This is a genomic window from Streptomyces sp. HP-A2021 (genome assembly GCF_022807935.1).
GTDB classification, from domain to species: domain Bacteria; phylum Actinomycetota; class Actinomycetes; order Streptomycetales; family Streptomycetaceae; genus Streptomyces; species Streptomyces afghaniensis.
This window is the reverse complement of the sequence record NZ_CP094344.1, coordinates 6036910-6059355: the sequence shown is the minus strand read 5'-3', so window position 1 is coordinate 6059355 and position 22446 is coordinate 6036910. Positions and strand designations below refer to the sequence as shown.

16 protein-coding genes, 1 tRNA gene and 2 pseudogenes are annotated in these 22446 nt (G+C 71.7%); 7 read left to right on the top strand and 12 right to left on the bottom strand.

Features of this window, described 5'->3' with window-relative positions; translation table 11 throughout:
- Positions 1–93 precede the first annotated feature (93 nt).
- The 5 genes and pseudogenes from MQE23_RS27400 to MQE23_RS27380 all read left to right on the top strand — a co-directional run bounded on the left by MQE23_RS27400 (position 94) and on the right by MQE23_RS27380 (position 3924).
- Positions 94–168: transfer RNA gene (locus MQE23_RS27400), tRNA-Cys, on the top strand.
- A gap of 189 nt (positions 169–357) precedes the next feature.
- Positions 358–741: pseudogene (locus MQE23_RS27395) on the top strand (VanW family protein); the annotation flags it as partial.
- Positions 742–770: 29 nt separating this feature from the next.
- Positions 771–965 (top strand): annotated as a pseudogene (locus MQE23_RS27390) (MOSC domain-containing protein); the annotation flags it as partial.
- 189 nt (positions 966–1154) lie between these two features.
- Positions 1155–3455, top strand: coding sequence for an FdhF/YdeP family oxidoreductase (locus tag MQE23_RS27385; protein ID WP_037674510.1), 2301 nt, complete (start codon positions 1155–1157; stop codon positions 3453–3455).
- Between the two features lie 292 nt (positions 3456–3747).
- Positions 3748–3924 (top strand): hypothetical protein, encoded by a 177-nt coding sequence (locus MQE23_RS27380; RefSeq protein ID WP_154693913.1) that lies wholly within the window; start codon positions 3748–3750, stop codon positions 3922–3924.
- A 141-nt stretch (positions 3925–4065) separates the two neighbouring features.
- Here MQE23_RS27380 and MQE23_RS27375 read toward each other — a convergent pair whose 3' ends face one another.
- Positions 4066–4371, bottom strand: coding sequence for a DUF6083 domain-containing protein (locus MQE23_RS27375; RefSeq protein WP_243380539.1), 306 nt, complete (start codon positions 4369–4371; stop codon positions 4066–4068).
- 209 nt (positions 4372–4580) lie between these two features.
- Here MQE23_RS27375 and MQE23_RS27370 point away from each other — a divergent pair, with 209 nt between their 5' ends.
- A complete protein-coding gene (locus tag MQE23_RS27370; protein WP_243380538.1) occupies positions 4581–5816 on the top strand; it encodes an LPXTG cell wall anchor domain-containing protein in 1236 nt (411 codons plus the stop codon).
- Positions 5817–5827: 11 nt separating this feature from the next.
- Here the strand turns inward: MQE23_RS27370 and MQE23_RS27365 are convergent, their stop codons facing one another.
- The 10 genes from MQE23_RS27365 to MQE23_RS27320 all read right to left on the bottom strand — a co-directional run bounded on the left by MQE23_RS27365 (position 5828) and on the right by MQE23_RS27320 (position 20239).
- On the bottom strand, positions 5828–6994 hold the full coding sequence (locus MQE23_RS27365) for an SUKH-4 family immunity protein (protein WP_020277715.1): 1167 nt from the start codon (positions 6992–6994) through the stop codon (positions 5828–5830).
- Between the two features lie 310 nt (positions 6995–7304).
- Positions 7305–9623: a molybdopterin cofactor-binding domain-containing protein gene (locus MQE23_RS27360; RefSeq protein ID WP_243380537.1), complete on the bottom strand. Its 2319-nt coding sequence runs from the start codon at positions 9621–9623 to the stop codon at positions 7305–7307.
- Complete coding sequence (locus MQE23_RS27355) at positions 9620–12547, bottom strand: 2Fe-2S iron-sulfur cluster-binding protein (protein ID WP_243380536.1); 2928 nt, start codon at positions 12545–12547, stop codon at positions 9620–9622. Before MQE23_RS27355 ends, MQE23_RS27360 begins: the two co-directional genes overlap by 4 nt.
- Complete coding sequence (locus MQE23_RS27350) at positions 12544–13437, bottom strand: FAD binding domain-containing protein (RefSeq protein WP_020274540.1); 894 nt, start codon at positions 13435–13437, stop codon at positions 12544–12546. The genes MQE23_RS27355 and MQE23_RS27350 overlap by 4 nt, the downstream gene beginning before the upstream one ends.
- Before the next feature lie 260 nt (positions 13438–13697).
- Positions 13698–15323 carry a beta-N-acetylhexosaminidase gene (locus tag MQE23_RS27345; RefSeq protein WP_020274541.1) on the bottom strand — a complete coding sequence of 542 codons (1626 nt, stop codon included), beginning with the start codon at positions 15321–15323 and terminating at the stop codon, positions 13698–13700.
- A gap of 1 nt (position 15324) precedes the next feature.
- Entirely contained in the window at positions 15325–16170 is an 846-nt protein-coding gene (locus tag MQE23_RS27340; RefSeq protein WP_010039918.1) for a carbohydrate ABC transporter permease, read from the bottom strand.
- Complete coding sequence (locus MQE23_RS27335; protein WP_020274543.1) at positions 16167–17042, bottom strand: sugar ABC transporter permease; 876 nt, start codon at positions 17040–17042, stop codon at positions 16167–16169. Before MQE23_RS27335 ends, MQE23_RS27340 begins: the two co-directional genes overlap by 4 nt.
- A gap of 794 nt (positions 17043–17836) precedes the next feature.
- Positions 17837–19144, bottom strand: coding sequence for an extracellular solute-binding protein (locus MQE23_RS27330; protein ID WP_020274544.1), 1308 nt, complete (start codon positions 19142–19144; stop codon positions 17837–17839).
- 211 nt (positions 19145–19355) lie between these two features.
- Positions 19356–19637: a DUF3039 domain-containing protein gene (locus MQE23_RS27325; RefSeq protein ID WP_010039914.1), complete on the bottom strand. Its 282-nt coding sequence runs from the start codon at positions 19635–19637 to the stop codon at positions 19356–19358.
- 29 nt (positions 19638–19666) lie between these two features.
- The gene (locus MQE23_RS27320) at positions 19667–20239 is read right to left on the bottom strand and encodes a YqgE/AlgH family protein (RefSeq protein WP_020274545.1); all 573 of its coding nucleotides are present in this window, start codon (positions 20237–20239) and stop codon (positions 19667–19669) included.
- A gap of 308 nt (positions 20240–20547) precedes the next feature.
- Between MQE23_RS27320 and murA the strand changes: the two genes are divergently transcribed.
- Positions 20548–21888, top strand: a complete 1341-nt coding sequence (gene murA, locus MQE23_RS27315; RefSeq protein WP_020274546.1) for a UDP-N-acetylglucosamine 1-carboxyvinyltransferase — start codon at positions 20548–20550, stop codon at positions 21886–21888.
- Positions 21889–21991: 103 nt separating this feature from the next.
- On the opposite strand, the gene MQE23_RS27310 is transcribed toward murA, so the two are convergent.
- Positions 21992–22273 (bottom strand): HU family DNA-binding protein, encoded by a 282-nt coding sequence (locus MQE23_RS27310; protein WP_003990598.1) that lies wholly within the window; start codon positions 22271–22273, stop codon positions 21992–21994.
- Positions 22274–22446: the final 173 nt, after the last annotated feature.

The following is a 22446-nucleotide window of genomic DNA, read 5'->3' as shown; positions in this document are numbered from 1 at the left end:
GGCTCGTCTGCGCTGCATCCATCAGCGAGCTCCGCTCGCGGGGAGTCACGCGAGTTCGAATCCCGCCACGGCAGTCGAGTCGGTCTCGGTCCCGGCCGTGTGCCCGAGTGGTTCAGGGGCTCGCCTGCAAAGCGAGTTACGCGGGTTCGAATCCCGCCACGGCCTCCACAGGCGTAAAGCGTCAGCCGGCATCGGGAGATGACCAAGCGGGGGCAGCAAGTCACCCATCCCGATTCAGTGCAAGGCCAAGCCCGGCGGTCGCCGAAAGCTGAACGCCGTTGGACGGCGCTTCCAGCCGGCGAGGGAGCTCACCCAGGAGCTGGACTGGCTGCGCGGCTGCGCGGCTGCTCGGTGCCCGGCGCCCACTCCTTCCACCTCGAGCGTTACCCGGAGGGCCGGGAGGCGACGGTCGCCTGGGGCAGCCTCGATCTCAGGTTCGCCAACGACTCCGGCAACGCCGTCTACGTCCAGGCCGAGTCCACCGACACCTCGGTGACCATCACCTTCCTCGGCACCAGGAATTACGACCGGATCACATCGGTCAAGGGGCCCCGCAGCAATGTGAAAGAGCCGGAGCAGAAGGTGAGCGCCGACAAGAAATGCGTGCCGCAGACCCCGCTCGAGGGCTTCGACGTCACCGTCGAGCGGGTCTTCCACAACGACGGCAAGGAAGTGAGGCGGGAGCCGTTCCGCACCCACTACACCCCACGTGACGAGTTCACCTGCGAAACGCCCCGGTGATCCGAGAGTGGCCGGCCTGACCCCCGGCGGTGAAGCTGCTCTCCGTCAATGTCGGCATTCCCCGCCCCAACCCTTGGAAGGGTCTCAGCGCGACAGGCATCGACAAGCGGCCCGTCGACGGCCCGGTCGCCGTCATCGCCCCCGGCCCCAAGGGCACCGGCGCGGTCGGTCTCGTCGGAGACCGGGTCTACGACGTGAAGCACCACGGCGGTTCCGACCAGGCCGCCCGTCCACGCCAGCCGACGACTTCGTCGACGTCAGGTGAGGGTGCCGGACCTGGCTGCGGTTTGCCCCGATACGCCCGGTAGAAGACCGGCTGCCCTGACGGCCGGGCATTGCTCGGAGCGAGGCGACGGCTGCGATCGACTTTGCTCTCGCATACGATAGTCCACATATAGGGCAAAGAGGCAGTCATGACTGAGAAACCGATCAACCCGCCCGTATCGGACGTGACCTCGTCAGGACCCGAGAAGGCCAGCGTCGGAATTCACGGCATCACCGAATCCGCGCGGTATTCCATGGCCGAAATGGGGCCGAAGCGGAGTCTGCAGACGCTGTTGAAGGTGAACCACGTAGACGGTTTCGACTGTCCGAGCTGTGCGTGGGGCGACCCCGATCCCGACCACCGGAAGATCGCGGAGTTCTGCGAGAACGGCGCGAAGGCCGTCGCCTGGGAGGCCACACGCAAACGCGTCGACGCGGCGTTCTTCGCCGAGCACTCCGTCGCTGACCTGCGGGAGCGGGACGGTCACTGGCTGGAGTCGCAGGGCCGGCTGACCCAGCCGATGCACCTCGCCCCCGGCGCGACGCACTACGCGCCCATCTCGTGGGAGGACGCGCTCGCGCTCACCGCCGATCGCCTGCTCGGCCTCGCCGATCCGAACCGTGCCGTCTTCTACACCAGCGGCCGGACGAGCAACGAGGCCGCCTTCCTCTACCAGTTGCTGGCGCGCAGGCTCGGCACGAACAATCTGCCCGACTGCTCGAACATGTGCCACGAGTCGAGCGGCGAGGCCCTGAGCGCGACCATCGGCGTCGGAAAAGGTCTCATCACGATCTCCGACATCACCGATTACGCGGACTTGATCATCATCGTGGGCCAGAACCCCGGCACCTGCCACCCCCGCATGCTCAGCGCGCTCGAACAGGCCAAGCGGCGCGGCGCCCGCATCATCGCAGCCAACCCGCTCCCCGAAGCCGGGTTCGGCCGCTATCACAACCCACAGACCGCGCGCGGCCTGGTCGGCCCGGGCACGCAGCTCGCCGACCGCTGGCTCCCCGTGCGCATCAACGGCGATCTGGCCCTTTTCGCGGGCCTGAACCGTACCCTGGTCGACCGGGAGGACTCCCAGCCGGGCTCCGTGCTCGACCACCACTTCATCGACCGGTACTGCGACGGCTTCGAAGCGGCCGCGACATCATGGCGTGCCCTGGACTGGTCGCAGATCGAGACGATGGCCGGCCTGCCCCGCCGCCTGATCGAGGACTGCGCGGCCGACGTGCTCGCCGCGGACAGCGTCATCGTCTGCTGGGCGATGGGCCTCACCCAGCACCGCAACGCCGTGGCAACCATCCGCGAGATCGTCAACTTCCTCCTGTTGCGCGGCAATATCGGGCGCCCCGGTGCCGGGCCCGCCCCGATCCGCGGGCACAGCAACGTCCAGGGCGACCGCAGCATGGGCATCTGGGAGAGGATGCCGCAACCGTTCCTGGACAGGCTCCGCGACGAGTTCGGGTTCGATCCGCCCCGTGCCCACGGCCTGGACACCGTCGGCTCGATCAAGGCCATGCGCGACGGTGAGGTCGACGTGTTCATGGGCCTCGGCGGCAACTTCGCCGCGGCCACGCCGGACACGCAGGTCACGGAGACCGCGCTGGCCAACTGCGCCCTCACCGTCCACGTCGCGACCAAGCTGAACCGGTCCCATCTGTGCCACGGCACCGAGGCGTTGCTTCTGCCCTGCCTCGGCCGCACCGAGCGCGACCGGCAGGTCTCCGGTGAGCAGTTCGTGACGGTCGAGGACACGATGGCCATGGTGCACTCGTCGCACGGACGGCTCCTTCCGGGATCACCGCACCTGCGCAGCGAGGTCGCGATCGTCGCCGACCTCGGGCACGCTCTCTTCGGCGACGACCTCGGCTGGCGCGGCATGCGCGACGACTACGCCGTGATCCGCCGCCACATCGAGCACGTCTGCCCCGGATTCCACGCATACGAGGAGCGCGTCCGGCAGCCCGGCGGCTTCATGCTCCCCCGGGCACCGCGCGACTCCCGCACCTTTCCCACGTCGACCGGCAAGGCGCAGTTCACGGTCAACCCACCGACCGCGCCCGAAGTTCCGCCGGGACACCTGCTGCTGACGACGGTACGGTCGCACGACCAGTTCAACACCACCGTCTACGGCCTCGACGACCGTTACCGCGGCATCAAGGGAGGACGGCGGGTCGTCTTCCTCAACCGGAAGGACCTCCGCGACCTCCACCTCCACGACGGCGACCTGGTCGATCTGATCAGCGTCAACCCGGACGGTGAACGCCGCGCCCCCGGCTTCCGCGCCGTCCGCTATCCGACGCCGCGCGGCTGCGCCGCCGCCTACTACCCGGAGACGAACGTGCTGGTCGCCCTGGACTCCACGGCCGAGACCAGTAACACGCCGGTGACCAAATCCATCGTGATCCGCATCGAACCCTCCGACGGGGGAGCTTCGGTGTGACGGTCAGGTCAGAGGCGGGACTCACCCTGCTGTGAGGTCGGGTCCTCGGTCCCGGCGGCCCGGATCCGGAGACCAAGCCCTTGGTGGAGGTCCTCGCGGCCGCCAACGACGGGGGGCCTCACCGAAGGCTCTCAGCCCGGCGAAGTTGCCACGTTCCATGTACTGCCGTGGCGTCAGCGGGCGTTAGTCTCCGGATTCGTCGCGGACCCGGCGCTCGCCCGGGCCCTGTACGCGTGAGCCGCCGAAGCCGGTGGGTCAACACCGGGATGGGGAACTGGGTGCCGGGCTCGCGGTGCGTCGGATCCTGCCCGGGTGCGACCGCCTGGCCGTGCGCAAGGTCGCCCGGGCCTGGCAGGTCACGCTCATCGACCCGGTATGGGGGCGCAACACGGTGCTCTGGCCCGTCCTCGGCGAGGTCCTCGGCTCCTGGCACACGGATGCGCCAAGTCGGCGTCTGAATCGGCAGTAGAAAGTGCCCGGCCCGGGACTGCCGTCAACAGCCCCGGACACCGGACCATCATCCACCCGGCGCCCCGCCTCGTGCGGGGCTCCGGCCGTTCCCGGACGCACAGACCATCGGGTCCAGCGACCACAAGCGCTGCGGGTCACCTCAGCCACGCCAGGCCACGCAACCCACGTCCACGTACCAGCGGTGCCAGGCGGGCACCATGTGTGCGGGTACCGGCATGTCCGGTTCCAGGAGGACGTGCCAGCCGTAGTAGGTGACACGCCGATCACCCACGAGCCCGCAGTTGGGGCAGACGGGCGGAGCGGGCGGCTCGGGCCCGGTGGCGCCTTCCATCGCGGCCTGGGCCCGGTCGGTCTTCTCCCAAGGCCGTGGGGCGTCCGGTGGCCGCTGCCGGTGTCCGTCGGGTCGGGTAACGGGATGACGCTCGACTCGTCTGTGTCCCCCCATGGCGCGAGCATGTGCGCGGGCCGGTGACCGGGAAAGGGCGCGTTCAGGGCGCAGCGGGGCAATCCGCCGGGCGTCAGGACTCGGTGCACAGCCCCGGACGCGGCTCCGTAAAGTCGCGCACAACCCTCGGCGTCTCTCACGTGTCCAGGACATGACCGGTAGCCGACGTTCCGGTCGTCTGGCCCACTGTTTCGACGAGGAGAATCACCGTGCACCTCCGCCCCTCGGCAGCCGTCCTGGCCGCTGCCGTGATCGCCGTCGCCGGTCCCGCCGTCGCCGCACCCCTGGCGCAGGCCGAGGAGGGCGCGCCCGAGCTGGTCGTGTCGGCCCTGCCTTCCGCGACTCCCAAGCCCGGTGAGGTGTACGACAAGTCCGTCACCCTCACCAACAAGGGCACGGCCGCCGTGGACGGAGTCACCTTCCGGGTCCGCCTCACGCGCGGGCTGGACTTCCCCGAGCAGGTGAAGGGTTGCAGCTACTCGACCGTCAAGGACCAGGTGCGGCAGGCGCTCTGCGAGCTCGACACGGTCATCGAGCCCGGCGCCTCCGTCACCACGCCCGTCCGGTTCAAGGCGCTGGACAACGCCCTGATGGAGGCCGTCGAGTACGGCACGAGCGCGACCGGTGACGCCCCGGGCGAGGGGTACGACGACAGCTACCGGCGGCTGACCCTGACCGCGGACAACACCGCCGACCTCGTCGCGGTCGGCGAGGACACCGAGGCGCTGCCCGGCGAGGAGCAGTCGGTCACGGCGACCCTGCGCAACGACGGCCCCGGCTGGGTGCAGAACCAGGAGAGCGACGACCTCCCGGGCCTGCTGGTGCAGATCCCGCCGGGCACCGTCGCCGTCGGCGTGCCGAAGGACTGCGCGCCGTTCGGGATCGACGGGCCGAGCGGACCGCAGGGGACCACCGGCAAGCCCAAGTACGTCTGCTGGCCGCAGGACGGGACCCTCGACGTGGGCCAGTCCCTGGCGTACACCTTCACGCTGAAGATCGAGAAGTCGGCGCAGGACCCCGAGGGCGAGGTCAAGGCGTCGTCCGTCTACGACATCGCCCCCGCGTACGACAAGAACCGCGCCAACAACACCGCCCTGATCAGCATCGACCTGCCGAGCGACAACGAGCCCGGGCCGAGCCCCTCGGACGGCGCCGACGGCGGCTCCGGCAACGGCGGGAACGGCGACGGCGGGAACGGCAACGATCCGGAGGGCCAGGCAGCCGGCGGCACGGGTGCCACGGCCTCCCCCTCGGCGTCGGCCTCGACCGGCACCACGACGAGTGGTTCCGGCGGCACCACGACCGGCGGCACCACCGGCGGCAACCTCGCCTCCACCGGCTCCGACGGCACCCCGCTCCTCGCCGGTGCCGCGGCCGCCGCCGCGGTGATCGGTGGCAGCCTGGTGTTCGTCGTACGCCGCCGCAGCGCCGCCGGGTCCGCCTGACGGCAGCGCCGTCAGAGCACCCCGCCCGCCTCGTCCTGGAACGCGTCCGTCCAGTAGTGGCGGCCCGATCTGCCCGCCGTGACGCCCGTCGGGTCGACCGCGGAGAGGACCTGGAGCATCGTCATGGCCAGCTGGTCGTAGGTGTCCGTCGTCAGCTCGTGGTCGGACTGGGCGTCGATCGCCCGCTCGCGGTGCAGGAGCCAGAGAGTGAAGGCCAGGGTCGACACGTCCGTGTTCAGCGGGGACAGCGTCGCCTCGGGCTCGCTCCAGTTCAGGACCGCGCCCGTCGCGCCGTCGACGACCAGGCTGTTGTCCTCGACGAGGTGGCCGAGGCGTATCAGGCGGTGGGCCCCGGCGGGGAGCTCCGCGGGGCCGTCGGTGTCGGCGTGGTACTCCGCGAGCGTCGCCAGCGGGACGTCCGTGTCCAGGGAGAAGACGTGGGCCTCCTCCGGGAGGCCCACCTCGCGCAGGAAGCGGCGGGTCGGCTCGTGCGTGAGGGTCGCGGGGAAGTCGACGTCCTCGAAGCGGGCCACCTTGCCGGGGCCGAACTCCTGGTCCAGGAGGCGGTGCGGGAGGTCCAGGGACAGGCCGGACGTGCCGCCCCGGCCCGCGACCAGGGAGAGCGGGCGGATCAGTGCCGCCATCTTCCAGAACGGGGCCGGCTCGCCGTCCGCCCCGTCCCGGAACACCGCCAGCAGGTGCTGGGAGGCCTCCGCCACCGCCTTCGGGCCGAAGCGGCCCGCGTAGGAGGCGAACTGGCCGCGCAGACCCGCCAGTTCGTCCGTCGCCTCGGCGAAGCGCACCAGCGTCCGCAGCGACGGCGCCAGGGGGCGGCGGTCCATCAGGTCGGGGCGGTCGTGCAGGAAGTACGTCGTCGAGATCTCGCCCGTCGCGCCGTCCAGCAGGACCGACTCCGTCTCCAGGCCTCCGGGGCCGAGCAGTCCGCCTATCACGAGCTGCTCGCGCAGCTCCGCCGACAGCCGGTCCTCCGGATCGCCCGTCGAGTCCGCCACCGTGCGCAGACCCTCCCGGCCCAGCCCGGCGAAGCTCAGCACGCCGCTGTCGCACGGCAGTCCGGGCCCGGTCAGCCAGTGCCGCGTCGACGCGTGCGTCACCCACGGATCCAGCTCGGACTCGGTCAGGGTGATCACCGCGGAACCGGCGTCGGTCGTACTCATGGGCTCCCCCGCATGTGCTTGCTCACCGTCCCCTGGCGGAGCACGGCAGTCCGCCCGGCCAGGCCCGGCAGCCGTCCCCCACTGCCCAGAACAGTACGCCCCACCACTGACAACGCCCCGGAACAGCGACGCGCGCCCCGGCGACCACACGCGTCCACCTCACAGGACGCTCAGAGCACCCTCGCGCGTTCCCTTTCCGCCGAAATCGCTTTCATTCTCTGGCGCGGCGTCAGTTTCATGCGGGCGGAGCGAATGGGCGGAGCGAAGTCCTATGCGCGGGGTCCGGGCCGCCCCCGGGGCGGCACCGGCCTCAGGACCGTTCCGTGACCACCGCGGCCTGCGGGCGGATCGGCAGGCGGTTCACGGGGCGGCCCGTGGCGGCCCGTACGGCGGACGCGATGGCCGCCGGGGACGTCACCACGGGCACCGCGCTGACCGCCTTCGCCCCGAAGGGGGCGACGACGTCCCGCTCCTCGACCAGCCTGACGATGCGGATGTCGGGCGCGTCGAGGGCCGTCGGGAGGGCGTAACCGGTCAGGTCCGGGTGGCGGATCAGGCCGCGCGGGGTGCGCAGGTTCTCGGTCAGCGCGATGCCCACGCCCTGGGTCACGCCCGCCTCGATCCGGGCGGCCAGCTGGGCCGGGTTCAGGATCCGCCCCACGTCCTGGGCGACGGCCAGTTCCACGACCCGTACGGAGCCGATCTCGATGTCGACGTCCACCACCGCGCGGATCGCGCAGAAGGACATGCCGACGAAGGCGTCGCCCTGGCCGGCCTCGTTCAGCGGCTCGGTCGGGTGCGGGCGGCACTGGGCGGTGGCCCACAGTTCCTTGCCGTCCAGCGCCTCGGTGACGGTCGTCGACAGGACGCCGTCGTACGACGTGATCTTGCCGTCGGTGATCTGGAGCAGCTCCGTGGACATGCCGAACTTGTGGGCGAGCGGCTGGAGGAGCTGCGTGCGGACCATCTTGGCCGCGCGCTCCACCGCGCCGCCCGACACCCAGGTGTGCCGGCCGCGGCAGCCCGCGCCCGCCGGGGGCTGGTCGGTGTCGACCGGCGCCACGTGCACCTCGTCTATGCCGAGCGTCTCCTGCACGATCTGCCGGGCCAGCGTCGTGAAGCCCTGGCCGGTCTCGACTGCCGCGCACAGCACCGTCGCCACGCCGTCGTGGACCTTCACCGTCGCCGTGGAGACCTCGTCCGCGCCCTCCGCGCCGAGCATGTGCACCATGCCCACGCCGTAGCCCACGCCCCGGCGCACCGCGCCCGGTTCGCCCGCGCCCTCGGGGCCGCCGGGCAGCAGCCACTCCTCCTCGGGGGTGTCCTTGGGCAGCGGCGGGAGCGGGAAGTCCCGCACGGCCTGGAGCAGTTCGGCGACGGGGGCCGGGCAGGTCACGGTCTGGCCGGTCGGCAGCACGTCGCCCGTCGCCATGGCGTTGCGCAGCCGCACCTCGGCCGGGTCGATGCCGAGCTTCTTGGCGATCTTGTCCATCTGCGCCTCGTAGGCGGCACAGACCTGCATGGCGCCTTCGCCGCGTACGTGGCCGGACGGGGGGTTGTTGGTGCGTACGGCCCAGCCCTCGATGAAGGCGTTCGGGACGACGTACGGGCCGCAGGCGAACGCGACGGCGGCGGCCAGGGCGTCGGCGGAGGTGTCCGCGTAGGCGCCCGCGTCGAGCAGGATCTGCGCCTCCACCTTCACGAGTCTGCCCTCGGCGTCGGCGTGGTGGCGGTAGCGCAGCAGGGTGGGGTGCCGGTGGGTGTGCCCGAGGAAGGACTCCTCGCGCGTGGCGGCGAGTTTCACCGGGCAGCCGGTGCGCAGCGCCAGCAGGCCGAGCGGGAGCTGGAAGCTCTGGTCCTCGCGGTCGGCCGTGGCGCCGGGGACACCGGTGACGACGACCTTGACCCGCTCGGGTTCCAGGCCGAAGGCGGCGGCGGCCGTGTCGCGGTCGGCGTGCGGGTCGGTGGAGGCGAGGTACAGCTCCACACCGCCGTCCGGGCGCGGTACGGCCAGGCCCGCCTCGGCGCCGATGGGCGCGGGGTCCTGGCGGCCGATGCGGTACAGGCCCTCGACGACGATCTCGCCGGCCGCCTCCGGGTCGCCGTGGCGCAGCGGGATGTGCCGGATCAGGTTGCCGTCCGGGTGCAACGGCTCCGCCTCGAAGGCCTGCTCCGGGTCGGTGACCGGATCGAGCACCTCGTACTCGACGATGACGGCGGCGGCGGCCATCCGCGCGGTGTCCGGGTGGTCGGCCGCGACGGCGGCGATGGGCTCGCCGTGGTGGCGTACGACCTCGGAGGCGAAGACCGGACGGTCGGCCTTGCCGCGGCCGTGCAGCGGGCTGCCGGGGACGTCCTCGTGGGTGACGACGGCGCGTACGCCGGGCATCTCGCGCGCGTGGGAGGTGTCGATGGAGACGATGCGCGCGTGCGGGTGCGGTGAGCGCAGCACGGCCGCCCACAGCAGGCCCTCGGCCCACAGGTCGGCGGCGTACGGGAAGGTGCCCTCCGTCTTCGCGCGGGCGTCGGCGGGAGGGAGGGAGGCGCCCAGGCCGTGGGGCAGCGGTTCGGGGGCGGGGGCGGCCTCCGCGGCCTGTGCGACCTGCGCGGTGGCTGCTTCGTTGCTCACGCGGGGCCTCCGTCCTGGCCGTAGGGCTGGTCATGGGGGTCTGGAGTGTGCGGGTCCGGAGTGTGCGATTCCGGGGGCGAGCCGAAGGCCGACGCGTTGACGCCGCCGGCGCCCGGGCCGGCCTGGTGCGGGATACGGGCCCCGTCGGTGTCGCCGTCGGCGGGCGCGCTGTGTGCCTCGCGTTCGGCGACGACCTCCTTCACGGCGTCCACCACGCCCCGGTAGCCGGAGCAGCGGCACAGGTTGCCGCACAGCGCCTGGCGGGTCTCCAGCTCGGTGGGCGCCGGGTTGCCCTCCAGGAGGTCGTGCACGGTCATCGCCATGCCGGGTACGCAGAAGCCGCACTGCACGGCGCCGCAGCGCGCGAGCGCCCGCTGCACGTCCGAGGGCCGGCCGTCCTCGGCCAGGCCCTCGACGGTACGGACCTCGCTGCCGGCGGCGGTCACGGCCGGGACCAGGCAGGACGCGACGAGCCGCCCGTCGACCTGGACGTTGCACGCGCCGCACTCGCCCTGCGAGCAGCCGTCCTTGGCGCCCGCGAGACCGAGCCGCTCGCGCAGCACGTACAGCAGGGACTCGCCGATCCACGCGTCGGTGACGGGGCGGTCGGTGCCGTTGACGCGCAGGACGTAGGAGGCGAGGGGGTGTTCCTCCTGCGGGGCGGTGGAGGGCGCGTCCTGGGACGCCTCGCCCTCGGTGTCGCCCGAGTCGTGCGAGTCGTGCGACACGGCGGACAGGTCCTGCGGCGCCGGGTCGTTCGGGGTTTCGCCGTCGGCGGCCTCCGGCCCGGCGCCCGGGCCCGCCTCGGCCGGGAGGGGCCCGGCGGACGGCTCGGCGGGGGCGTCAGAGCCCTCTGCGGCCTCTGGGGCGCCCTCGGCGGCCTCACGGTCGCCAGGAGCGCCCTGTGGGGCTTCCTGGGCGGCCTGCGGGTGCGCGGCGGCTTCCACGTGCGCCTCGGGCTCGGGCTCGCCGGGGGTCTCCCCCGGGGCCTCGGGGTACGGCTGGGGGGACGCGGGCTGTTCGTGGGTGTGCGCCGGGCCGTGCGCGGCTGCCCCGGGGTGTTCGGGTGCGTCATCGGCCGCAGAGGGGTGCTCGGTCGGCTCACCGACGTGCCCCGACGGCTCGGGAGCGTGTCCGGGTGGGCCGGAGGGCTCCGGGCCGTGGTGGTTCGTGAAGGCGTGCGGCTGCGGGCGGTGTTCGGTGAAGTCGGACGACTCCGAGCCGCGTTCCGCGAAGCCGGACTGGTCCGCCCCCTGGCCGGGTGCGCCATGCGACTCCGGCCCGTGATCGGCGTAGGCCGGCAGCTCCGGGCGGTGGTCGGCGAAGGTGGACGGATCCGAGCCGTGGTCCGTGAAGACCTGGCGGGGAACGCCGTGCGGCTCTGAGCCGTGGCCGGGTGCGCCGTGCGACTCCGGGCCGTGGCCGGGCACGCCGTGCGACTCGGAGCCGCGGCCGTGTACGCCGTGCTGCTCGGAGCCGTGGCCGGGCACGCCGTGCGACTCCGGACCGTGGCCAGGTGCGTCGTGCGCCTCGGAGCCGTGGCCAGGTGCGCCGTGCGCCTCCGGACCGTGGCCGGGTGCGCCGTGCGCCTCGGAGCCGTGGCCAGGTGCGCCGTGCGTCTCCGGGCCGTGGTCCGTGAAGCCGTGCGGATCCGGGCCGTGGTCGGTGAAGGCCGGCTGCTCCGGGCGGTGGCCGGCGAAGGGAGACCGCTCCGGCCCGTGGTCGGTGAACGCCGGCTGCTCCGGCGCGTGGCCGACGCCGTCGGCCGGCTGGGGTGCGTGACCGGCGCCGGGCATCTCCGGCCCGTGGCCGCCCGACCCGGACGGTTCCGGTCCATGGCCGCCCAACCCGGACGGCTCCTGCGCGTGACCGCCGAACCCGGACGACTCCTCGCCGTGACCGCCGGCCCCCGACGACTCCTGCCCGTGACCGGCGAAGCCGGACGACTCCGGCGTCTGTCCCGCTCCCTCCGGCCACTGCGGCGCGTGACCCGTGCCGTCGGTCGCTCCCGGGGCGTGGCCGGCCGCCGGGTCCGACTCCTGCGGCATGGGCCCGGCGGGCTGCTGCTCCGGGGCGTGCGGGTTCCGCGCGCCCGGGTCCGGTGCGTACCCCGAGGCCGGTCCGGCAGCACCCGGCTGTCCGTGTCCGTGTCCCTCGCCCTGCTCGTGCCCGTGCTCGTGCCCGTGCGGATATCCCGGCCCGAGCTGCTCCTGCCCCGCCGTGTCCTGCGGGACCTCCTGCTGTCCCCACGGCCGGCCCGCCGCCTGGGTCGCCCACGGTGCGGGCGCGCCGCCCGGCAGCGTGGGCGGCGGCGTGCCGCCCCACTGTTCGACGAGCGAGGACGTGGTGAACTCACCCGACTCGTCCGGAAGGTCGCCCCCGGCGACGGGGATGGACCACTGCCCGGTCACGTCATGGCCGGGCGCGGTCTCCGCCGCCGCGGCATCCTCGAAGTGCCACTGCCCGGTGGCTCCCGGGTTGTACGTGAAGCGGTCACCGCCGTGCCGCCCCGCCTGCGCGTCGGAGCCGTACGGCGTGCCCGATCCGTACGGCGCCTGCGAGCCGTACGACGGCTCCCCCGTGTCGTGTCCGGACTGCTGGTGACCGCCCTGCTCGTGGCCCTGCTGGTGTGCCGCGTGCGGGTCGTGCCACTGGGCGCCGTCGACGGGCGCGCCGGGCACCGGCCACCCGCCCGGGGCCGCCGGGTCGGTCCCGGCGGTCGTGGCGGGGTCGACCGTTATCTGCGGCGGTACGTAGCCGTGGCCGGGCGCGGCGAGGGGACTGTCGGCGGCCAGCAGGGCGTCGACGCCCCCCTCGGGGAGTTCGACGAAGGCGGTGGCGCCGTCGTCGTACTCGCCCTGGGGCAGCGGGTCCCAACGGCTCCCGCCCCGGGGCGTGCCCTCTCCGTGCTGGTCGTCGGTCACGACAGCGCCCTCCCCAGTGCTCGTCGGGCCAGCGCGGCGACGGTGCGCCGCAGGTGCAGTACGGCAGGCGGAAGCTGCGGTACGGAGCCGTCCTCGGCCGGGGCCGCGTCGGGGATGCAGGCCGCGGCGACGTACTCGCCGAAGGCGTTCAGCGCCTCCGGCACGAGCGCGCGGTTGTTGTCCCAGTCGATGAGCCGGCCGACCCACTGCTCGGCCTCCAGGGGCCGCAGCGGCATCGGCGCTATGGCGCCCACCGCGCAGCGCACACCCCGGCGCGCGGGGTCCAGGACCAGGGCCACGGACGCCACCGCGCGCCCCGGGCCGGTACGGCCGGTCGCCTTCAGGAAGACCTGCGGGGCGTGCAGCAGCGGCACGCGCACGTAGCCGATGAGTTCACCGGCGCGCAGCATGTCCATCCCGGCCAGCAGGTGCGACACCGGGAGTTCCCGGCGGGCTCCGCCCGGGCCCGCGATGATCAGGGTCGCCTCCAGGGCGGCCAGCACCGGCAGCGCGTCCCCGGTGGGGGCGGCCGAGGCGATGTTGCCGCCCAGGGTGCCCGCGTTGCGGATGTGCGGCGGGCCCGCGGCGCGCGCTGCGGCGGCGAGCGCCGGGATCAGCGCCGCGAAGTCGGGGCGGCCCATGCGCGCGTGCGTGAGGCCCGCGCCGAGCAGCGCGTGTCCGTCCAGGTACTGCCAGCCGCGGATCTCGCTGATCTTGCCGAGTCCCACCAGCGCGGCGGGCCTGAGCTGCCCGGAATTGACGGCGGCCATCAGGTCGGTGCCGCCCGCGACGGGCACGGCGGCGGGCACGGCGGTCAGTGCCGCCACGGCCTCGTCCAGCGTCGTGGGCAGCGTGACGGCCTGCGCCGCCTGCGGTGCGTGCGTGGTCAAACCGGCTGCCCCTTCCCGCTGCCCCACCTGGTCCCACCTGTGCTGCCGTACGGTACGTGCTGACAGGGCGGACGTGGCAACTCTGGCACATCTTGGCGAGAGCCGAAGACACGGGTCCGCTAGGAGGCATTCGCCCACCTCACCGGAGAGATGGTCCGTTTTCGCACTGGTTCGCCGGTGCGTGTCGATTGGCACTTTCGGTGACCCTTGTGCGCATTTTCCGTGGCCTGTTCGAGCTGTTCGGTGACGGGGGCCGGGCGCTACCGGTGGGGCGGCGGGCCGTCGATCGGGCGGCCCAGCACCCCGGGGCGCCGCTGCCAGGGCAACGGTCCGGCGGGTGGCCGGTAGGCGACGCCGAGGGCGTCGAGGCGCCGGTAGTGGGCGGTCATACGGCGCTCGAAGCCGGCGAAGTCCCGTTCCGCCGGGGCGGGCAGGACGCTCCAGGCGACCTCGGCGAAGGCCGCGAGCCGGGGGAACGTCTGGTAGTCCACGCGTGCGGGGTCCTCCATCACCTCGGTCCACACGTTGGCCTGGGTGCCGAGCACGTGCCGGGCCTCTTCGGGCGTCAGCTCCGGCGGCACGGGCTCGAACCGGTAGACGTCCTCCAGGGTGCGCACCCACCCGATCGGTACCGGCTCGTCGGGGCCCGGGTCCTGACGGTGGTCCAGATACACCTGCTGCTCGGGGCACATGACGACGTCGTGGCCGGCCCGGGCGGCGGCGATGCCCCCGGCGTAGCCGCGCCAGGAGGACACGGCCGCGCCCTTCGCGAGCCCGCCCTGAAGGATCTCGTCCCAGCCGATCAGCCGGCGCCCGCGCGCGGTAAGCCACGCGTCGAAGTGCCCGATGAACCAGGACTGGAGCTCGTCCTCGTCCGCGAGGCCGAGTTCCCTGATGCGCGCCTGGGCGGTCTCGGACCGCCGCCACTGGTCCTTGGGGCATTCGTCGCCGCCGACGTGGACGAACTCCGACGGGAACAGCTCCAGCACTTCCTCGAAGACGCCCTCGTAGAAGCGCAGGGTGTTGTCAGTGGGGGCGAGTACGTTCGGGTTGATTCCCCAGGTGTCCCAGACGGAGAGGGCGGTGGTGTCGATGACGTCGGTGTTGCCGAGTTCCGGGTACGCGGCGATGGCGGCCTGCGAGTGGCCGGGGACGTCGATTTCGGGGACGACGGTGATATGCCGCTCGGCGGCGTAGGCGACGATCTCCCGGATGTCGTCCTGGGTGTAGTAGCCGCCGTGCGGCTTCTCCTCCCACAGGGGTGAGGCCCGGTGGCCGGTTTTCGTCCGCGCCCGCCAGGAGCCGATCTCCGTCAGCCGTGGATGCCGCTCGATCTGGATGCGCCAGCCCTGGTCGTCCGTCAGATGGAAGTGGAAGACGTTGAGTTTGTGCGCCGCCATCAGATCGAGACAGCGCAGGACGTCGTCCTTGCGCATGAAGTGCCGGGCGACGTCGAGCATCAGGCCGCGCCAGCGGAATCGGGGGGCGTCCCGGATCGTCAGGTACGGCACGGCCCAGGCGCGGTCGCGGCCGAGCGGAGCCCTGCGGTACGCGTCGGGGCCGAGAAGCTGCCGCAGGGTCTGGGCACCCCAGAAGACACCGGCCGGACTGCCGCCCTCGATGAGGACGCCGTTCCCGTCGCTGACGAGGCGGTACTCCTCGGGGCCGAGCCCCGGGTCGAGTTGGAGTCCGATGCCGTCGCCGCCGGCGTCGCCGGGTTCCCGCCCCTCGCGCAACGGCAGGCCGGTGGCCTGCCGGAGGGCGGTGCGCAGCCAGTGGCCGACGCCCTGTGTGCCGGTGTCGGCGTAGAGCTGTGAGTGCGCCGTCAGACGCACCTCGCCGGAACCGGAGACGATGCTGCGGGGAGCCGGGATCAGTTCAGTCACGTCAGTCCTTTACCGCCCCGCCCAGCCCCGACACCAGCCGTCGCTGCACGAGCACGAAGAAGATCAGCACCGGAATCGTCATCACCGTCGATGCCGCCATCACACCGCCCCAGTCCGGGTCGTCGGGCTTGTAGAAGACCAGCAGCGCCATGGGCAGCGTCGACTGGGACGTGTCACTGATGATGAACGACTTGGCGAAGAGGAAGTCGTTCCAGGCGGAGATGAAGGAAAACACGCTGGTGGCCACGAGCCCCGGCAGGACGAGCGGGAAAAGGATCTGCCACAGGAATCGCGCCCGGCTCGCCCCGTCGATGTAGGCGGCCTCCTCCAGGGCCTCCGGAACGGCTTTCACGAACCCCCGCAGCATCCAGATCGCGAAGGGCAGTGAGAAGGCGATGTGGGGCAGGATCAGCGAGCCCAGCGTGTTCAGCTGACCGAAGTCCCGCATGAGGAAGAAGAGGGGGATCGTCAGTGCCTCCACGGGCACCATCTGGGCCACCAGAAACATGATCAACAAGGTGGTCCGGAGGCGGAACCGGAATCGCGTCACGGCGGTCGCGGCGAGAAACGCGATCAGCGCGGACGCGATCACGACACAGCCCGCGACGACGAGGCTGTTGAGGAAGTAACGGCCGAATTCCTGCTGCCCGAAGACCCGCCGGAAGGAGTCCAGAGAAGGCGCGAGGGTCCATGGCCTGGGCTCGCTCGACTCGATCTCCCCTGCCGGTTTGAAGGCGCTGAGCACCATCCAGTAGAGGGGGAAGGCGACGACGACCGCGACCAGCAGAGCCGAGGCCTCGGCGGCCAGCCGCCCCGGGCGGCGCACACGAACGCGAAGCGGGTTCACAGTTCCTCCCCCTGCCGGCGCAGCAGCCGCAGATACACGAGCGTGACGGCGAGCAGGATCAGCAGCATCACCACGCCGATCGCCGAGCCGAGGCTGTACTGCGAGGACGCGAATGCCTGTTGGTAGGCGTAGACGTTCAGGACCAGGTTCTGGCCCGCGATGCCGCCGCCGCCCGTCATGACGTAGATCTGGGTGAAGACCTTGAAGTCCCAGATGACGGACTGGATGGTGACGACGACCAGGATGGGCCGGAGCATCGGGGCGAGCACGGAACGCCAGATGCGCCACTGCGAGGCACCGTCCAGGGCGGCGGCCTCCAGCACTTCGACCGGTACGGCGCGAATCCCCGCGTAGACGGTCACCATCACGAACGGGAAGGAACACCACACCACTTCGAGCAGGACGAGGAAGAAGGCGCTGAGACGCCCGTACGTCCACGAGTGGTCGCCGAGTCCCAGCATCCGGTTGACCGGGCCGAAGTCCGGGTCGAAGAGGAACAGCCAGACCGTGGAGCCGGTCACGGCCGGGGTGGCCCAGGCGCCGAGTGCGGCCAGCATCAGCGCGAGCCGCGGTACGGCCCGGACGCGGGTGAGCAGCACGGCGAGAGCACAGCCGACCGCGAGGGTGGAGACCACACAGGCAGCCGCGAACAGCACGGTGGCGAGCAGCACCTGCCAGAACTGCGGATCCCCGAACAACTCGGCGTAGTTCGCGACCCCCCGGAACACGGTCGGTTCCCCACCACTGACCTGCGCCTGCGTGTACTCGAAGAACGAGATCAGCCCGAGCTGATAGATGGGGTAGACGAGCAGCCCACCGAGCACGACGAGCGCGGGCGCGAGATACAGCCAGGGTGTCCAGCCGCCGGACACGAGCGGGGACTTGCCGGCCCCGCCCCGGCGCGCCCCGCGCGGGCCCCCGCCCGCAGACCGTCCCGGCGCCCCGCCACGACGCGCGGCGCGGGCCTCACCTGAACCGTCCGCCGACGGAGAGCGACCCGCGGCCGGCCCCGCCGTGGCCGCCCGCGGTGCGGTGACGCTCACGGGAGCGGCCCTGGAAAGCCCCCCGAGCGGGCCACGCGCGGCTGGGCCGACCCCAGCGGGGCCACCCCCACCCGCACCGGTCCAGCCCGAGTCGACCCCAGCCGCACCGGCCCCGGCCGAGTCGGCCGCGCCCGAGATGGCCCCAGCCGAACCGGTCCCAGCCGAGACGCCTCCACCCGAACCAGTCCCAGCGGGGATGGCCCCAGCCGAACCGGCGCCGGCCGAACCAGCCCCAGCGGAGACGGCCCCGCCCGCAACGCCCCCGGCTGAGACGACTCCAGCCGAACCCGTGCCAACCGAGACTCCCCCAGCCGAACCAGCGCCGGCCGAATCGGCCCCGACCGAACCGACCCCGGCGGAGACGGCCCTGCCCGAAACAGCCCCAGCCGAGACGGCCCCAGCCGAATCGGCCCCGTCCGAGACGCCCTTACCCGAACCGGCCCCGACCGAGTCGGCCCCGCCCGAACCAGCCCTGGCCGAGTCGCCCCCGGTCGAACCACCCCCGGCCGAGTCGCCTCCGCCCGAACCCGCTCCAGCCGCACCGACCCCAGCCGCACCACCCCCACCCGAGCCAGCTCCAGCCGTCTCGCCCCCAGGCGATTCCCTGCTGTCGTTCACCCGGCTCACCCGGCGGAGCCGAACGCGGTGTTCATCTTCTGTGCGGCGTCCTCGGACGCGGCGGCCACGTCCTTCTTGCCGGTGATGATCTCCTGGAACATCGTGGGCAGGACGAGCGAGGAGTCGATCTGGGCCCAGGCGGGTGAGGCGGGGACGAACTTCGTGCCGGCCGAGAGGGTCTGCACGAAGGGCTTCACGAACGGTTCCTCCGCCGCGACCTGTTGGCGGACGTCCGTGAAGGTCGGCAGGAAGCCCATCGCGTCGAAGAGTTCCGTCTGGGTCTTCTTGGAGGCGAGCTGCTCCATCAGCTGGACCGCGAGCGTGCGGTGGGACGTGCTCTTCAGGACGCCGATGTTGTTGCCGCCCGCGAAGGCCGGTGCGATCGAGCCGGGCTTCACGCCCGGCAGCGGGACGACGGCGTACTTGCCCTTGACCTTCCCGGCCTCGACGGCGGTGTGGCTGAAGTCGCCGCCGATCGCCATGCCCGCCTTGCCCGCGGCGAAGGCCGAGATCGTGTCGTTGCCGCCCATGCCCGCGCACTTGGCGGCCGGACAGTTGTCGGAGCCGAACAGGGACGTGTACGCCTTGATGCCCTTCTGCGCCTGCGGGCTGTCGATGCCGGAGGCGTACGAACCGCCCTTGCCGCTCGCGAGTTCACCGCCGTTGGCCCAGACGAAGGGCATCGCGCCGTAGGTGTAGGCACCGCCGACCACCAGCCCGTACAGCTCGGGCTTCGCGGCGCGGATCTTGCGGGCGGTGGAGGCCAGTTCGTCCATCGTCTTCGGGACGGACAGGCCGAGCTCCTTGAAGACGTCCGTGCGGTAGTACAGGGCGCGGACGCCGACGTAGAAGGGAGCGCCGTAGACCTTGCCGTCGACCGTCACCGACTGCTTGGCCGTCGGGTCGGTGTCCTTCGCCTCGCTCCAGTCACCGAACTCCTTCGTGACGTCGAGGAGTCCGCCGTCCTTCACATACCCGGCCGTGTCGGTGTTGCCGTACTCCATCACGTCGGGGGCGGAGGCGGGGTCGTTGAAGGCGGCCTTGACGCGCTGGGCGCGGGTGTCGATCGGGATGTACTCGACGTCGACCTCGGTGCCCTTGTGGGCCTTCTCGAAGGCGGCGACGACGGAGTCGACGGCCTTCTCCTTGGGGGTGTTGCCGACCTCCTGGAAGAGCCACACGCGCAGCGTGCCGGTCTTCTCGTCCTTGTCGGAGGAGGAGTTCGTGGCGGTCTGGGGCGCGCAGGCGGTGGCCAGGAGGGCGGCGAGCGCGGTGAGCGCGGTGAGCCCGGTGCATCGGACGGACAGCTTCATGGAGTGCTCCTCCGAAGGAGTGTTGCAACATGCGCAATGAAGGTTTCGCTGTGCACAACACCTCGGAGGCTAGGGACTGCATGAACACGCCCACAAGAGGTCTCAACCACTCTGTGACCGGCAGACGCATCCCGTGCAACGCCCGGACAGCACAAAAGCCTCCAGAGCGCGCAAAACGCACCCTGGAGGCTTTACGCCACGCGGGTCGGGCCTACTTGTCGCCCTTGCCCTTGTCGTCGTCGCCGGAGCCCATGGACTCGTAGATCTCCTTGCACATGGGACACACCGGGTACTTCTTCGGGTCGCGGCCCGGCACCCAGACCTTGCCGCACAGCGCCACGACGGGGGTGCCGTCGAGGGCGCTCGCCATGATCTTGTCCTTCTGGACGTAGTGGGCGAAGCGCTCGTGGTCACCGTCACCGTGGGAGGTCTGCGGCGTCGGCTCTACGAGGGTCCCCGTACCAGTCCCGCGCTCGGGCTCGAGAGTGCTCATAGGCCCAAGGGTACTGAAGGTCACAGACATCAGTTGAGCGAAGGGTCGTCCGGGTACGTCGCCACCATCGCCAGCTCGTTGCGCTGGCGGCGCAGCACCTCGCGCCAGAGTCTCTCCGGGGAGGGCGAGGAGACGTCGCCGGGCTCCGACTCCACGACGTACCACGCGCCGTCCACCAGCTCGTCCTCCAGCTGGCCGGGGCCCCAGCCGGCGTATCCGGCGAAGATCCGCAGGGAGCCGAGGGCGGAGGCCAGCAGCTCCGGCGGGGCCTCCAGATCGACCAGACCGATCGCGCCGTGCACCCGGCGCCAGCCCAGCGGTGCGGCCTCCCCGGACGCGCCGCCGGGGACGACGGCGACCCCGAGGGCCGAGTCCAGCGACACCGGGCCGCCCTGGAACACGACGCCGGGTTCGCCGGTGAGATCTCCCCAGCCCTCCAGGATGTCGTTCACGTCCACCGGGGTGGGGCGGTTGAGGACGACACCGAGAGAGCCCTCCTCGTCGTGGTCGAGGAGCAGCACCACCGCTCGGTCGAAGTTCGGGTCCGCCAGGGCGGGCGTGGCCACGAGCAGCCGCCCTGTGAGCGAGGACACCTCGGTCATGCCAGACATGATCCCGCATCTTCCCTCCGCATGGGGAGGCAATGCGGGGACGGGAGTGAACGCAGCCATGAATCAGGGATGCGGCCTGGTAAGGCCTCGATTGAGGGTGGCGGCGGGAGACGGGCGGGCGCACTGATGCGTCCCACGCGCACGGGCGTGACCGTGACCCCACGTGCCCGGCACGGAACGGTTCGTGTTGTGACAGATCTATGACGTGGCTGGGTCTGACTCAGGCTTACGGAAGGGGGGTGGGGGGCGATTACCCTTTCCCTCCTGGCCCCTGCCCGACTCCACGGAACGCGAGATTCATGACCGTCAACGACGATGTCCTGCTTGTCCACGGCGGAACCCCGCTGGAGGGCGAGATCCGTGTCCGCGGTGCGAAGAACCTCGTACCGAAGGCCATGGTGGCAGCGCTGCTGGGCAGCGCGCCGAGCCGACTCCGCAATGTTCCGGACATCCGTGACGTACGGGTGGTACGGGGTCTGTTGCAGCTGCACGGTGTGACGGTCCGTCCGGGGGACGAACCCGGCGAACTGGTGATGGATCCGACGCGCGTGGAGAGCGCGAACGTCGCTGACATCGATGCCCATGCGGGTTCGAGCCGTATTCCGATCCTCTTCTGCGGCCCTCTGCTGCACCGCCTCGGCCACGCGTTCATCCCGGGCCTCGGCGGCTGCGACATCGGCGGCCGGCCCATCGACTTCCACTTCGACGTGCTGCGGCAGTTCGGCGCGCGGATCGAGAAGCGGGCGGACGGGCAGTACCTGGAGGCCCCGCAGCGGCTGCGGGGCACGAAGATCCGGCTGCCGTACCCGTCCGTGGGCGCGACCGAGCAGGTGCTGCTGACGGCGGTGCTCGCCGAGGGCGTGACCGAGCTCTCGAACGCGGCTGTCGAGCCGGAGATCGAGGACCTGATCTGCGTCCTGCAGAAGATGGGCGCCATCATCGCGATGGACACCGACCGGACGATCCGCATCACCGGTGTGGACCAGCTCGGCGGCTACAACCACCGCGCCCTGTCCGACCGCCTGGAGGCCGCCTCCTGGGCGTCGGCCGCGCTGGCGACCGAGGGCAACATCTACGTCCGCGGCGCCCAGCAGCGCTCGATGATGACGTTCCTGAACACCTACCGGAAGGTGGGCGGGGCCTTCGAGATCGACGACGAGGGCATCCGCTTCTGGCACCCCGGCGGCCAGCTGAAGTCCATCGCGCTGGAGACGGACGTCCACCCCGGCTTCCAGACCGACTGGCAGCAGCCGCTGGTGGTGGCCCTGACCCAGGCCACGGGCCTGTCCATCATCCACGAGACGGTCTACGAGTCCCGCCTCGGCTTCACCTCCGCCCTGAACCAGATGGGCGCGCACATCCAGCTCTACCGCGAGTGCCTGGGCGGCTCCGACTGCCGCTTCGGCCAGCGCAACTTCCTGCACTCGGCCGTCGTCTCCGGCCCCACCAAGCTCCAGGGCGCCGATCTGGTCATCCCCGACCTCCGCGGCGGCTTCTCGTACCTCATCGCGGCGCTGGCGGCCCAGGGCACGTCCCGCGTCCACGGCATCGGCCTGATCAACCGGGGCTACGAGAACTTCATGGAGAAGCTGGTGGAGCTCGGCGCGAAGGTCGAGCTGCCGGGCAAGGCTCTCGGATAGCACGTGCAGTGATGCCCAAAGGGGCGGCCACCCGGTTTCGGGTGGCCGCCCCTTTGATGTCACTCACTGTGGTTCGTACACCATGGGCGTACGAACGGCAGGGTTACTTGCCCTTGGCGGCTTCCTTGAGCTTGGAGCCCGCGGAGACCTTCACGCTGTAGCCGGCCGGGATCTGGATGGGCTCGCCGGTCTGCGGGTTGCGGGCGGTGCGAGCGGCACGGTGGGTGCGCTCGAAGGTCAGGAAGCCGGGGATGGTGACCTTCTCGTCCCCCTTGGAGACGATGTCGCCGACCACGTCGGCGAACGCGGCCAGAACGGCGTCGGCGTCCTTGCGGGTCACCTCGGCGCGGTCGGCCAGCGCGGCCACCAGCTCACTGCGGTTCATGTTGTTACTCCCGTGTTCATCTTGCCGTTGAGGCGTCAGATCGAAGCCGATGCTGCCAGGGTCCTCCGTGAGTCCCCGGACCCGGGTCCGTCGTCAGACCCTCGCGCCCAGGGACGCATCCTGCCTCTACCTGCGGCGGGAAAGCCAATCCGGCACCCGCAGGAGTCGTGAGA

Bases quoted from the DNA above. Each gene is read 5' to 3' on its own strand.
- MQE23_RS27375 (WP_243380539.1), bottom strand. From the start codon at position 4,371: ATGGGGGGACACAGACGAGTCGAGCGTCATCCCGTTACCCGACCCGAC.
- MQE23_RS27325 (WP_010039914.1), bottom strand. From the start codon at position 19,637: ATGAGCACTCTCGAGCCCGAGCGCGGGACTGGTACGGGGACCCTCGTA.
- murA (WP_020274546.1), top strand. From the start codon at position 20,548: ATGACCGTCAACGACGATGTCCTGCTTGTCCACGGCGGAACCCCGCTG.
- MQE23_RS27330 (WP_020274544.1), bottom strand. From the start codon at position 19,144: ATGAAGCTGTCCGTCCGATGCACCGGGCTCACCGCGCTCACCGCGCTC.
- MQE23_RS27365 (WP_020277715.1), bottom strand. From the start codon at position 6,994: ATGAGTACGACCGACGCCGGTTCCGCGGTGATCACCCTGACCGAGTCC.
- MQE23_RS27385 (WP_037674510.1), top strand. From the start codon at position 1,155: ATGACTGAGAAACCGATCAACCCGCCCGTATCGGACGTGACCTCGTCA.
- MQE23_RS27310 (WP_003990598.1), bottom strand. From the start codon at position 22,273: ATGAACCGCAGTGAGCTGGTGGCCGCGCTGGCCGACCGCGCCGAGGTG.
- MQE23_RS27320 (WP_020274545.1), bottom strand. From the start codon at position 20,239: ATGACCGAGGTGTCCTCGCTCACAGGGCGGCTGCTCGTGGCCACGCCC.